The sequence below is a fragment of the Mucilaginibacter lutimaris genome, assembly GCF_042676625.1.
Lineage (GTDB): Bacteria > Bacteroidota > Bacteroidia > Sphingobacteriales > Sphingobacteriaceae > Mucilaginibacter > Mucilaginibacter lutimaris.
The window spans coordinates 89317-102625 of the sequence record NZ_JBHTIA010000003.1 but is presented as its reverse complement, the minus strand read 5'-3'; the positions used below and the strand labels follow the sequence as shown (position 1 = coordinate 102625).

Sequence of the window (13309 nt, the reverse complement as noted above, 5' to 3'; positions counted from 1 at the left end):
TTGATTGCTTATTTACAATACCTGTTTATAATATCAATGATCACCTTGTTCTCCTGCAACTGGGGCAGGTAATCAAACAGGATGTAGTGTTTCTCCGGGTCCGACGCGAGGGCCATTTCCAGGTAATTCAGCGCTTCATTATATTCTCCCCTGGCAAACAGGTAGGCCACCATACGGTAGTACAGTTCTGCCGCGTCGGGGTTGTTCTTAATAGCCTGCGATATTACCTCAATGGCATTAACCAGCCGCTTTTGCTCATACATGATAGACGAGTAATCCAGCCATGCGTCTACATCAAGCGGGTTTAACTCAACTACTTTTTCGTAAGCATCTTCGGCCTCTTTCAAATGACCAAGTTTGTATTCGGCATCCGCGATAGCAAACCAGTAATCGGCATTGGCAATATCAAGGTCCAAAGCTTTTTTGTAGAAGTGCAGGGCCTCAAAATAGCGTTCTTCAAAATCGAGTGTTACCCCTATCCCGAACCAGGCATCGGCCAGCTTAGGATCCATCTTAACCGATTTTTTATAGAACGAACGGGCCTCGTCCATCTGCTCCAGCTTTTCATAACACTCGCCTATGGCGCAATAGGTATCAGCATTGGGCTGCTCGTACTCAAATGTTTGGCGGTACACTTCAATAGCCTCGGCATATTTCTCGAGGTTAACCAGCGCGTTACCTTTGTTAAAGTAGGCCGATGCAAAGCTGTCCTTGATCAGGATGGCATAATCATATGCGTCTATAGCTTTCTCAAACAGGCTTAATTTGGTGTAGGCGTTGCCTAAATTATACCATGCGGCATAGCTGTAAGGCTCGTTATCAATATACTGCTGATAGAACTGTACGCTCTCTTCCTGGTTGTCTAAAACATCATAGCAAAATGCAAGCTCGTAAAGTGCATCCTGGTTTTCCATGTTTTGTTTAAGGCACAGCTTAAGGTAAGTAATGGCCGTTTCATAATCGCCCATGTTCTGGTAAACGTAGGCAATGTGCAGTAATATCTCGTCGGTTTCTTCGGCAAGGTCAAGCGCTTTTTCGTAGTTCTCTAAAGCCTCGGTGTTGCGCTCCATGCTCTCGTACAGGTTTCCGCGTATAATGTAAATATCAGCGTCGCTGGCTTCCAGCATGGCGGCCTTATCTAACGCGGCAAATGCTTCGCCGGCGCGATTGGTTACTACTAATAACTGGGCTTGTTTGATCAGGAAAACGGCCGCGAAGGGGTGCTGGTTGCGGGCATATTCAGATACCTGCAGGGCTTTTGCCGGGTCGTTCTTTTCTATGTAGTAGTCTATAATGTTCTCAAACGCCTGCGCGTCAAAAAAGTACTGGTCATGATTTCGGATCATTTCTTCGTACCGTTCTACCGAAAACTTTGGATCTTCGGTAAAACCAAAATCAAATTCTTCTTCCATTCAAGTTTTTTTGCAGAACACCATATTTCCCCTGCGGATGTTTATCCGGAAGGCTTAAACATGAGTTCAAATTACAATAATAAGCCTCTATAAGTCAATTAAGTTTTCAACATACAAACATTATTAACACGTGTTAATACAAGTGGCTGATAATAAATGAAAAGCATTTATGCCGGCAGTTGATGAGTTGAGGAATTGCCCTAAAGATTTTTACCTTTGACAAAAGTACCAATTATGAGCTTAGCAATAAAAGATATTCTTGATCATTTACATATTAACGATATAAACCATGCCTTTAGTACGGGTAGCAACTGGGGCAGCAGCGCCGGTGCGCAGGTAAAAGACATTATATCGCCAACTGATGGAAAGAAAATAGCAACAGCCACCTTTGCTAATGCTAATGAGTATAATGCCGTTGTAGAAACCGCCCAAAAAGCGTTTAAAACATGGCGTACCATCCCCGCGCCAAAACGTGGCGAAATTGTGAGGCAAATTGGCGAATCGCTGCGCGAAAATAAAAAGGAGCTGGGTACCCTGGTATCTTACGAAATGGGCAAAAGCCTGCAGGAAGGTTACGGCGAGGTGCAGGAGATGATTGACATTTGCGATTTTGCAGTGGGGCTTAGCCGCCAGCTTTACGGCCTTACCATGCACAGCGAACGCCCCGAACATCGCATGTATGAGCAGTATCATCCGCTGGGCATTGTTGGGGTAATATCTGCCTTTAACTTCCCGGTTGCCGTTTGGAGCTGGAATGCTATGCTGGCCTGGGTTTGCGGCGATGTTTGCATCTGGAAACCGTCCGAAAAAACACCTTTAACGGCCATCGCCTGTCAGCACATAGCGCAGGAAGTATTTAAAAGAAACAATGTTGATGAGGGGGTTAGCTGCCTCATTATTGGCGACCGCCAGATAGGCGAGATAATGAGTAACGATACCCGTGTACCCCTGGTTTCGGCTACAGGCTCTACCCGTATGGGCAAGGCTGTTAGCGCTGCTGTTGGAGCGCGCCTTGGCAAAAGCCTTTTAGAGCTTGGGGGTAACAACGCCATTATCATCACCGAAAATGCCGACCTTGACATGTCGCTTATTGGCGCTGTATTTGGCGCGGTGGGTACTGCCGGTCAACGTTGTACCAGCACCCGCAGGCTCATCATCCACGAAAGTGTGTACGACGCTTTTAAACAGAAACTGGTTAGCGCTTATGGCCAGATAAAAATTGGCGACCCGCTGGATGAGATTAACCACATGGGCCCACTGATAGACCAGGACGCGGTTGCGTTGTATCTCGATTCTATCGAAAAATGCAAAGCCGAAGGTGGCAAATTTGTGGTTGAAGGCGGCAAGCTGGAGGGCGATGCTTACTCATCGGGTTGTTATGTAAAGCCTTGTATTGCCGAAGTAGAAAATCATTATAAAATTGTACAGCACGAAACCTTTGCGCCAATACTTTACCTTATTAAATACAAAACCATTGAGGAAGCCATTGAACTACAGAACAGCGTTCCGCAGGGTTTATCATCGGCCATCATGACCAACAATTTACGCGAGGCAGAAACTTTCCTTTCGTACGCGGGTTCTGACTGCGGCATTGCCAACGTTAACATCGGCACATCGGGCGCGGAGATAGGCGGTGCCTTTGGCGGCGAAAAAGAGACCGGCGGCGGCCGCGAGAGCGGAAGTGACGCATGGAAAGTTTACATGAGGCGACAAACCAATACTATAAATTATTCTAAAACGTTGCCATTAGCGCAGGGCATTAAATTTGACCTGTAGAACAATTAAGGAAACCGAAAAGCAATAATATCGAATAATGAATATCGAATTTCGAACGCCGAATTTTAACTTCATCATTCGGCATTCGGTGTTCGATATTAAAATTTAAAACACGAATATCCCTTTATGAATAAATTTTGTAAGACCATTACCGGCGCATTAATAAGCGCCGCCCTGTTAATAAGCATTGATGTTACCGCACAGGTTGCACCAAAACCGGCTGCCGAACTGCCAAAGAACTGGCATCTGATGGACCTTAAAACCGACGGTTACTACGGCATCAGTTTAAACCAGGCGTACCAGTTTGTTAAAGGCAAAAAAAGCAAAACAGTTGTTATTGCCACTATTGATAGCGGGATAGATACCGCCCAGGCTGATCTTAAACCTGTACTTTGGACCAACACTAAAGAAATTCCCGGTAACGGAATTGACGACGACAAGAATGGCTATGTTGACGATATACACGGCTGGAACTTTTTAGGCGGCCCGGGCGGCAAGTGCGATTTTACCGAAACTACCGAAGAGGTACGCGAGTACAACAGGCTTAAAATCAAATACGAAAACCTTACCAGCGCACCTGCCGGCAGCGAAAAGGAATTTGCTTACTGGGAAAAGGTAAAGCTACAGCATAACGAAACCTACAACAAATCTAAAACCGAGATACAGCAGCTACAACCCGTAATGAACGCGCTGATGGCCACCAGCGGTTACATTAAAAAGGCGCTTAACTTAAAAGCGGGCGCGTCATTTAAAAAAGCCGACCTTGCTAAAATAACAGCTGCTACCGATACTGTTAAACAAAGCAAAAATGTGTGGGCATCTGTTTTTGAGCAGCAAGGTGGTGATGAAACCAGCGCCAAGATCATTAACGACCTGAGCGAGTACCTTGCCAAGCTTAACAATGATGTTAACCCAGACCTGGATGCACGCAAACGCATTGTAGGCGACGACCCTAATGTAAACGATGGCAAGCCATATGGCAGCAACCTGCTTAAATTTGCCGATGCTGAGCACGGCACAGGCGTTGCAGGCCTTATAGGCGCTGTACGTAATAACAAATACGGTATTGATGGCGTTGCCGATAATGTGCGCATTATGGCTATTAAAGCCGTGCCAAACGGCGACGAGTACGATAAAGACATTGCCAATGCCATACACTACGCTGTTGATAACGGCGCACGAGTAATTAACATGAGCTTTGGTAAAAAGATCTCCCCGCATAAAGCTTGGGTAGACGAGGCTTTTAAATACGCGGCCGCTAAAAATGTATTGCTGATTCAGGCATCCGGTAACGATAACCTGGATGTAGATACCAAACCCGAGTTTCCAAATGACATGTTTGAAGACGGATCAGCCCTTGATGCCGATAACGTGATCAGCGTGGGTGCATCTGCCGATAAGGCCGACGCGAACCTTGCAGGATCGTTCAGCAACTATGGTAAAAAGAAAGTGGATGTATTTGCTCCCGGCGTTAAGGTAACATCAGTAAACATGGATGCCGAATTTAACACTGCCGATGGCACCAGCTTTGCATCGCCAATTACCGCAGGTGTTGCCGCATTGATATTAGAGTATTATCCAACACTAACAGCCAAACAAGTTAAGCAAGCCATCTTAGAATCGGCCACACCGGTAACCGGCCTTATGGTTTTGAAACCGGGCAGTCAAACCGAAAAAGTTGATTTTACAACCTTATCAAAAACAGGCGGTGTGGTTAACGCCTACAAAGCAGTAGTTGCAGCATCAAAAATGAAACCGCAAGGGATATAAGTATGGTCATTTGATGTAAAACAAGTAAGGCCCGACGATTAGTCGGGCCTTACTTGTTTTTATTGTTTGTCATCCTGAGCGATAGCGAAGGATCTATTATTGAACTTTGCAATCACCGAATGCATGCCAGCGATTAGATGCTTCGCTATCGCTCAGCATGACAAAACATACGGCTATACATAATTCGGAGATTGCTTCGTTCCTCGCAATGACTTGCTTTTATAGTAGTTAAAATATCGCCTCGGCGATCCTTTTTGTAGGGCCGGGATTACCCATAGTGTAAAAGTGCAGTACCGGCGCGCCGAATTTAACCAGCTCTTTACACTGCTCTATCATCCATTCGATACCTATATCTTTTACATTCTTTTCATCTTTGCAGTCGTGTATGGCATCACTTAATGCCTCGGGTATATCGATATGGAATGTTTTTGCCAGGTTGATCAATTGCTTTGAAGTGGTAATAGGTTTTAGTCCGGGTATTATCGGCACGTTGATACCTTCGGCCCGGCAGTTATTCACAAAATCGAAATACTTTTGGTTGTCAAAAAACATCTGGGTAACAATAAAGCCTGCACCCATATCAATTTTTTGTTTCAAATACTTAAAATCCGTTTTTAGGTTTGGCGCCTCAAAATGTTTTTCGGGGTACCCGGCAACGCCAATACAAAAGTCGGTTTTCATGATACCTTCGTAATGTTCGTGCAGGTAAATACCATTGTTCATGTTTACCACCTGTTGTAGCAGTTCGGTAGCATAGCAGTGGCCGTTTGGTGTGGGCACAAAAGAAGCGTCGCCGCGGCGCGCGTCACCGCGAAGGACCAATACGTTATCGATACCCAAAAATTGCAGGTCGATGAGGCCGTTCTCGGTCTCGTCTTTAGTAAACCCGCCACACAGCAAATGCGGAACGGTATCTACCTTATACTTATTCATGATAGCCGCGCAGATAGCTATTGTGCCGGGGCGCTTACGGTACGCCAGTTTCTCCAGCAAGCCGGTCTCGTGCTGCTTGTAAATATAATCTTCGCGCAGCGATGTTACATCAATAAACGGCGGCTTAAACTCCATCAACGGGTCGATAGCGTCATAGATTCCCTGAATGCTTTGACCTTTTAAAGGTGGTATTAGTTCAAAGGAAAAAAGTGTTTTCCCTGCTGCATTTTGAATATGCTCTGTTATCTTCATGTTTGTGGGTGCGAGTGTGAGTTATGAGTGTGGGACTAATCTTTTATCTTAGATTTCTGATGATTGATTAAGCCAGCGAGTAACATTCTAACCCTTATAAGTTTATCTAAAAGTTGTTTAAGTATAATATCGTCAAGAAAGTTTAGGTCAAAAGAAAGATATAATTGTGTTTCTAATTCATAAGCTGAGCCCCTTGCTATAAAAAAGAAGCGCATCGAATCTTTTGGATGGCTTCTTCCACAGCCTTCAGCGATATTGGATGGAATCGAAATTACCGATCTTTTGATTTGAGACTGCAAGCCATATATCTCTTCTTTAGGAAAGGATGCTATATGGCTGCAAACCTGCTTCACTAAAATTCGAGCTTCTTTCCAAGCTTCCAAATCGGTATAATTCATTATATCTTATTTATGTCTCGCTCTCGCTCTGGCACCCACACCACTTAATAATTCAAATTCGGCCCAAGCCAACGCTCAACTGTATCAACCGATAAATTCTTACGATGTGCGTAATCTTCTATCTGGTCTTTACTTATTTTATTTAGTCCAAAATACCTGGCTTGAGGGTGCGAAAAATAAAATCCGCTTACGGATGCTGCGGGTGTCATGGCCAGGCTTTCGGTAAGGTGCATGTGGGCGTTATCTTCCGCTTTCAAGATCTCAAACAAAGTTGTTTTCTCGGTGTGATCCGGGCAAGCGGGGTACCCCGGTGCCGGGCGGATGCCCTGGTATTCCTCCTTGATCAGTTCGTCTGTATCCAGTTGCTCATTTTTAGCATAACCCCAATATTCTTTACGTACCAATTCGTGCATCTTTTCGGCAAAGGCTTCCGCAAAACGGTCGGCAATGGCTTTGGTCATGATGCTGTTGTAATCGTCGTGGTCGGCCTCAAATTCGGCAACCAATTCGTCGCATCCAATACCTGTTGTTACTGCAAAGCCGCCAAAGTAATCGGCTACACCGCTATCTTTAGGCGCAATAAAATCCGACAGGGCATAATACGGTTCGCCCTTAACTTTTTCATTTTGCTGGCGAAGTGTATGAATACGCGTCAACAAATGCTGGCGGCTCTCATCCGTATATAACTCAATATCATCACCCACACTGTTAGCCGGCCAAAAACCGATAACACCACTCGCGCGCAATAATTTTTGGTCGACTATGCGTTTCATCAATGCCTGTGCATCGTCAAAAAGTTTTTTGGCCTCGTCGCCAACAAACTTGTCGGCAAAAATTTTAGGGTAGCTGCCGCGAAGCTCCCAGGTGTGGAAGAATGGCGTCCAGTCTATATACGGCACTAACTCTTCCAACGGGAAATTTTCAAAAACCTTTGTGCCTAAAAATGCAGGAGCTTGCGCAACCGTTTTAAGATCTATTTGAAACTTCTGCTCACGCGCCTGTTCAATGCTTACAAAACGCTTGTCGTTTTTCTTATTAGCATGCGCTTCGCGGGCTTTGGTGTATTCATCCTTAATACCCTGTATATAACTGTCGCGGGTATCGCGGTTCATCAGGCTGCTGCAAACCGTTACGCTGCGCGATGCATCCAGCACGTGTATGGCAGCACCCGAGTAATGCGGGGCTACCTTTACCGCGGCATGAATGCGCGAGGTAGTTGCGCCGCCGATGATCAACGGAATGCTAAATCCTTCGCGCTCCATCTCTTTAGCGAAATGCACCATCTCATCTAGCGACGGGGTGATCAAACCACTCAGGCCTATAATATCTACTTCCTGTTTCTTTGCTTCTTCTATAATTTTTTGCGCGGGCACCATCACCCCAAGGTCAATCACCTCGAAGTTATTACAGGCCAATACTACGCCTACTATGTTTTTCCCGATGTCGTGTACGTCGCCTTTTACGGTAGCCATTAACACCTTACCGGCATTGGCGCGGCTGCCGCTGCTATCTTCACCGGCATCTATAACACGCTGTTTTTCCTGTTCGATGAAGGGCAGCAGGTAAGCCACCGCCTTTTTCATAACACGGGCGGATTTCACTACCTGCGGCAAAAACATCTTGCCGGCGCCAAACAAGTCGCCCACTACATTCATGCCGTCCATCAGCGGGCCTTCGATGACTTCCAGCGGTTTGGCAAATTTTTGTCGTGCCTCTTCAACGTCATCATCCAGATACTCGATGATACCTTTTACCAGCGCGTGCGACAAACGTTCTTCTACCGGGCCTTTGCGCCATTCCTCATCACGAACCACTTCTTTGCCTTTGCTCTTTATGGTATCGGCAAACTCTACCAGGCGCTCTGTAGCGTCTGGTCGGCGGTTTAACAGTACGTCCTCAACCAGTTCCAGCAGATCTTTAGGTATTTCCTCGTATACCTCCAGCATCCCGGCGTTTACGATACCCATATCCAATCCCGCTTTAATGGCGTGGTAGAGGAATGCCGAGTGCATGGCCTCGCGCACCACGTTATTACCACGGAACGAGAATGATATATTACTTACCCCGCCACTTACTTTTGCCAACGGCAGGTTTTGTTTTATCCAGCGGGTAGCTTCAATAAAGTCTACCGCGTAGTTATTATGCTCTTCGAGGCCGGTTGCTACGGTTAATATATTCGGGTCGAAGATGATATCCTGCGGCGGGAAGCCAACCTCATCAACCAATATCCTGTAGCTGCGCTCACAGATCTCTTTACGGCGCTCCAGTGAATCGGCCTGTCCTGTTTCGTCAAAGGCCATCACTACGGCTGCAGCGCCATAGCTTAAGATCTTACGCGCATATTCTTTAAATTTTTCTTCACCTTCTTTCAGCGATATAGAGTTTACTATGCCTTTTCCCTGCAAACATTTTAAGCCTGCTTCAATAACCGTCCACTTGGACGAATCGATCATGATGGGCAACTTGGCAATATCGGGCTCGCTGGCAACCAGATTCAGGAATTTCACCATCACCGCTTCCGAGTCTATCATCCCCTCATCCATGTTAATGTCTATGACTTGCGCGCCGCCTTCTACCTGCTGCAGGGCAACAGTAAGGGCAGCCTCGTAATCTTCGGCCAAGATGAGTTTGGAGAATTTGGGCGACCCGGTGATATTGGTACGCTCGCCTATGTTTACAAAGTTTGTTTCGGGAGTAAGGGTTACTGCTTCCAGTCCGCTTAATCTTAAATAAGGCTCTATTTGAGGAATTTGTCTTGGCGGATATTTTGCAGCCTTTTCGGCAATGCATTTAATGTGGTCGGGCGTGGTGCCACAACAACCACCTACAATATTTACAAGCCCGGCTTTTATAAAATCATCCACCTGGTGGGCGGTTTCGTGCGGTGTTTCATCATAAGCGCCAAATTCATTCGGCAAACCGGCGTTAGGATAAGCCGAGATAAATACACCTGCCTTTGCAGAAAGCTCCTCTAAATGGGGCCTCATTTCTTTAGCGCCCAAAGCGCAGTTCAACCCTACCGATAACAGGTTTGCGTGACTGATAGAGTTCCAGAAAGCCTCTACCGTTTGCCCGGAAAGGGTACGACCCGATGCATCGGTAATGGTACCGGAGATCATAATCCCCCCTGTCTCACGGAACGCAGGGTAATCTTTACCTGCGGCTTTACACTCGTCTTTATATCGTTGTATGGCAAACAGCGCTGCTTTGGCGTTCAATGTGTCAAATATGGTTTCGACCAGCAACACGTCCGAGCCGCCATCCACCAAACCACGCACCTGCTCATAGTAAGCCTGCGCGAGGTCATCAAACGTAACGGCGCGGTAACCGGGGTCGTTCACATCCGGCGATAAAGAAGCCGTGCGGTTTGTAGGGCCAACGGCGCCAGCCACAAAGCGTGGTTTCGACGGATCTTTTTTAGTGTATTCGTCGGCCACTTCACGGGCAATGCGCGCGCCTTCGTAACTTAATTCGTAATCAAGTTCTTCGAGGTGATAATCGGCCAGTGATATTTTTTGTGTACTAAAGGTATTGGTCTCTATGATATCCGCACCGGCGTCCAGATATTCGGCGTGAATAGCCTTGATCACATCCGGGCGGGTTATATTTAGCAGGTCGTTATTGCCTTTAAGGTCCGACGGATGATCACGAAAACGCTCCCCGCGAAAGTCCTCCTCACCAAGTTCGTACCTTTGGATCATGGTACCCATAGCACCGTCAATAACCAATATGCGTTTTTGTAGTTCTTTTCTAATATCCATGTTTATGATTGCACCGATTTTTTTTTGATGATTGCACCGATTAAAAATGATCGCAACCGAAATCGGTGTAATCAAAAAACTATCTATGAAATCTCAAAACTCAGCTTACTCGAAAAGTCGGGTGTTGAATTGACTTTCACTTATCTGTCTCAAGCCATTCATTTGGTTTGAGTAGAATGTAGCACCTTGTTAAGTAACAGGTTGCTAAGACATCGCAGGGTCTAATCCCTCCGTCTTTCTCCATAAGCAATGCAAAGATGAATAATAATGTTGTAAAGTGCAAGCGTATAAATTACACGCAATTGCCTGCTATCCGTTGGCTGAAGCCAACGGCAATGATTTTTGCCGTGTTTCAATTTTTACAAGATAAAACATTTAATCAAGCTAACTGCAAATTCATTGCCGTCCCATAAATGAGACGGATGGCAAACAAGCAAAACTGGCTTTAGCCAAAATCTTTAACGATTAACTCACCCCCTGCCCCTCTCTGTTGCGCAAAGCGGGGATTATTTTGGACCCCTCTTTCCGCGAAGCGAAAAGAGGGGTCGAGCGAAGCAATGACCGTGTAAGTAAACTCTTTAAAAAAAAAAAGCCGCCTGTTATTGCAGGCGGCTCTTCAATATGGTTTAAACCTATTATCTCCTGTTACCGCCAAATATGCGCAGCAATAAAAGGAACAGGTTAATAAAATCAAGATAAAGGGTTAAAGCGCCCATTATAGCAGTCTTTTTACCTTCGGCGCTACCGTACTCTAAGCCTGCACCAATGCGTTTTAATTTCTGCACATCGTAGGCGGTAAGGCCTACAAATACTGCCACCAATACGTAGCTAATTAATAAACTAAAACTTCCGCTGTGGAAGATGAATAAGTTTAACACGGTGGCGATGATACCGCCAATTAACAGCATGATAAGGATAGAGCCAAATTTTGTCAGATCCTGATTGGTTGTATAACCTCCAATGGCCATTACGCCAAAAACAATGGCCGATGTAATAAATGCTGTCGAGATAGTGCCAAAACCATAAATATAAAATATATAGCTAAGGCTTATCCCCATGATGGCCGAAAAGGCTATAAACATGATGGACGCAGTTACAACACTCATTTTATGCAACCTGCCCGACATGATAAGCACTAACACAAAAGGCGCAAACATGGTAACAGTACCTAAAATGTTATTACGGCCTGTTTCCGGGTCGCGCAGTATACCTGATAGCTCGGGAACGAAAGCAAATGTGTAGGTACAAAGGGCAGAAATCCCTAAAGCCACAAACATCCAAACAAAAACATTTGCAATGAATTTACGGGATGCTTCGGGGTTTTCAACGTAGCTTACGTTGTCGTAAACGTATTCGAAATTATTAGTTTTAGTTTCCATTTATCTTTAGAAAATTATTTATACGAATATAATAATGTTTGAACGCAAAGTAACACCTATTGTTGTTAATGTTTCGCAAAGGTTGCTCAACTATGGCAATTGATTAGTTTAGCCTTTTTGTTAATTGCTCTTCAACTTTTTTAAATACCTGCAAAGGTTTTAACGCGCGCCAGTTTAATTCATCCAGCTGGCCTCCAAAGTTAATGTAGTAATCGATATTAGCGCTCTTAAACTCCCGGATAACGTGTTCCTGAAAATTAATCCCAGCTATCCATCCATCCTCCACTTCCTGAAACCACTCTTCATAGTAGCTATCATCAGAGTAATGGAAGTTTAAAACATTCTCTCCAATTAACACAAATTTGTTTACACCTTGATCAACCATAAGGTCATACAACTCACGCTTCATCAGCATAATATCGTTATTAATGGCATCGTTCCATTCGCCAATAAATTCTATAATGCTGTAACCCCGGTCGTAATCCACATACAAAACCTTTAAGTACAACGTGTTCGACCCAAAAGAATCCCACTGCGGGTGCAGTAAATAATTATACACCTGCTTGTCAAATTCAAACTCGCTATACTGTGTAGCGTAAAACGGCGAATTCTCATCCTCCGATGCTACGTAATCATCCCGCCAGCGGTAATATGGTTCTATTTCGTGCATGTAGCGCCCTCCAAACCTCCCCTAAGGATGAGGCTTAAATTCTTTATTTATTTTTTAAACTTTCCACTGCTTTACGCACACTCCCGTATTGGTTTAACAGGGCCGCGGCTTCGGTTTCGGACAAGCCTGTTTCGGCCATTACCATATTGGTTCCCCTCTGTATCAGCTTATCATTTGATAACTGCATATCAACCATTTTATTACCCTTTACCTTACCCAATTGTATCATAACACTTGTGCTGAGCATATTCAAAACCAGCTTTTGCGCGGTGCCCGCCTTCATACGGGTGCTGCCGGTCACAAACTCGGGGCCGGTTACTACTTCTACGGGGTATTGGGCTGCCGCGGCTACCGGGCTGCCTGCATTGCAAACTATACATCCCGTGGCAACGCCATGCTCGTTGGCCGTTTTTAAGCCGCCAATAACATAAGGCGTAGTGCCAGATGCTGCTATGCCCACTACTACGTCGCCCTCATTTATATTAAACTCCTGCAGGTCCTTCCAGGCCTGGGTGGTGTTATCTTCGGCAAATTCTACCGCTTTGCGTATGGCGGTATCGCCCCCGGCAATGATGCCCACCACCCAATCAAACGGAACACCAAATGTTGGCGGGCATTCAGATGCATCAACAACGCCCAGCCTGCCGCTGGTACCCGCGCCAATATAAAACAGGCGGCCACCTGTTTTCATTCGGTCGGTAGTTATTTTTGCAAGTGCTTCTATCTGCGGTAAAGCTTTCTCTACGGCCAATGGTACAGTTTTATCTTCGTTATTAATGTTCTGCAAAAGCTCATGCAGCGGCATGTTCTCCAAGCCGTTATATTTCGAATCTTTTTCGGTGCTTCTTTCCATTTTTTGGCATTAAAGTTACGCCTCACCTAAATCCTCTCCAAAGGAGAGGACTTTAAGCTTCACTTGTTTGGACCCTCTCCTTTGGAGAGGGCAGGGTGAGGCTGA

At 45.5% G+C, this 13309-nt stretch carries 9 protein-coding genes and 1 riboswitch; of the genes, 2 read left to right on the top strand and 7 right to left on the bottom strand.

Annotated features, from left to right (window positions below; genetic code table 11):
• Positions 1-8: 8 nt before the first annotated feature.
• Complete coding sequence (locus tag ACFQZI_RS01215) at positions 9-1412, bottom strand: tetratricopeptide repeat protein (protein WP_377137551.1); 1404 nt, start codon at positions 1410-1412, stop codon at positions 9-11.
• A gap of 234 nt (positions 1413-1646) precedes the next feature.
• Between ACFQZI_RS01215 and amaB the strand changes: the two genes are divergently transcribed.
• Positions 1647-3188: an L-piperidine-6-carboxylate dehydrogenase gene (gene amaB, locus ACFQZI_RS01210; RefSeq protein WP_377137549.1), complete on the top strand. Its 1542-nt coding sequence runs from the start codon at positions 1647-1649 to the stop codon at positions 3186-3188.
• A 126-nt stretch (positions 3189-3314) separates the two neighbouring features.
• Positions 3315-4958: a S8 family serine peptidase gene (locus ACFQZI_RS01205; RefSeq protein ID WP_377137547.1), complete on the top strand. Its 1644-nt coding sequence runs from the start codon at positions 3315-3317 to the stop codon at positions 4956-4958.
• Positions 4959-5186: 228 nt separating this feature from the next.
• On the opposite strand, the gene metF is transcribed toward ACFQZI_RS01205, so the two are convergent.
• The 6 genes from metF to murQ all read right to left on the bottom strand — a co-directional run bounded on the left by metF (position 5187) and on the right by murQ (position 13204).
• The gene (metF, locus tag ACFQZI_RS01200) at positions 5187-6143 is read right to left on the bottom strand and encodes a methylenetetrahydrofolate reductase [NAD(P)H] (RefSeq protein WP_377137545.1); all 957 of its coding nucleotides are present in this window, start codon (positions 6141-6143) and stop codon (positions 5187-5189) included.
• Positions 6144-6178: 35 nt separating this feature from the next.
• Positions 6179-6541, bottom strand: a complete 363-nt coding sequence (locus tag ACFQZI_RS01195; RefSeq protein ID WP_377137543.1) for a four helix bundle protein — start codon at positions 6539-6541, stop codon at positions 6179-6181.
• A 44-nt stretch (positions 6542-6585) separates the two neighbouring features.
• Positions 6586-10302, bottom strand: coding sequence for a methionine synthase (gene metH / locus ACFQZI_RS01190; RefSeq protein ID WP_377137541.1), 3717 nt, complete (start codon positions 10300-10302; stop codon positions 6586-6588).
• A gap of 137 nt (positions 10303-10439) precedes the next feature.
• Positions 10440-10551, bottom strand: a riboswitch (SAM riboswitch).
• Between the two features lie 386 nt (positions 10552-10937).
• The gene (locus ACFQZI_RS01185; protein ID WP_377137539.1) at positions 10938-11681 is read right to left on the bottom strand and encodes a Bax inhibitor-1/YccA family protein; all 744 of its coding nucleotides are present in this window, start codon (positions 11679-11681) and stop codon (positions 10938-10940) included.
• A 103-nt stretch (positions 11682-11784) separates the two neighbouring features.
• Positions 11785-12351 carry a hypothetical protein gene (locus tag ACFQZI_RS01180; RefSeq protein WP_377137537.1) on the bottom strand — a complete coding sequence of 189 codons (567 nt, stop codon included), beginning with the start codon at positions 12349-12351 and terminating at the stop codon, positions 11785-11787.
• Positions 12352-12394: 43 nt separating this feature from the next.
• The gene (gene murQ, locus ACFQZI_RS01175; RefSeq protein ID WP_377137535.1) at positions 12395-13204 is read right to left on the bottom strand and encodes an N-acetylmuramic acid 6-phosphate etherase; all 810 of its coding nucleotides are present in this window, start codon (positions 13202-13204) and stop codon (positions 12395-12397) included.
• Positions 13205-13309: the final 105 nt, after the last annotated feature.

What these genes read in the sequence shown, in the direction of transcription:
- ACFQZI_RS01180 (WP_377137537.1), bottom strand. Translation starts at nt 12,351, where the DNA reads ATGCACGAAATAGAACCATATTACCGCTGGCGGGATGATTACGTAGCA.
- ACFQZI_RS01185 (WP_377137539.1), bottom strand. Translation starts at nt 11,681, where the DNA reads ATGGAAACTAAAACTAATAATTTCGAATACGTTTACGACAACGTAAGC.
- ACFQZI_RS01215 (WP_377137551.1), bottom strand. Translation starts at nt 1,412, where the DNA reads ATGGAAGAAGAATTTGATTTTGGTTTTACCGAAGATCCAAAGTTTTCG.
- metH (WP_377137541.1), bottom strand. Translation starts at nt 10,302, where the DNA reads ATGGATATTAGAAAAGAACTACAAAAACGCATATTGGTTATTGACGGT.
- ACFQZI_RS01195 (WP_377137543.1), bottom strand. Translation starts at nt 6,541, where the DNA reads ATGAATTATACCGATTTGGAAGCTTGGAAAGAAGCTCGAATTTTAGTG.
- ACFQZI_RS01205 (WP_377137547.1), top strand. Translation starts at nt 3,315, where the DNA reads ATGAATAAATTTTGTAAGACCATTACCGGCGCATTAATAAGCGCCGCC.
- murQ (WP_377137535.1), bottom strand. Translation starts at nt 13,204, where the DNA reads ATGGAAAGAAGCACCGAAAAAGATTCGAAATATAACGGCTTGGAGAAC.
- amaB (WP_377137549.1), top strand. Translation starts at nt 1,647, where the DNA reads ATGAGCTTAGCAATAAAAGATATTCTTGATCATTTACATATTAACGAT.
- metF (WP_377137545.1), bottom strand. Translation starts at nt 6,143, where the DNA reads ATGAAGATAACAGAGCATATTCAAAATGCAGCAGGGAAAACACTTTTT.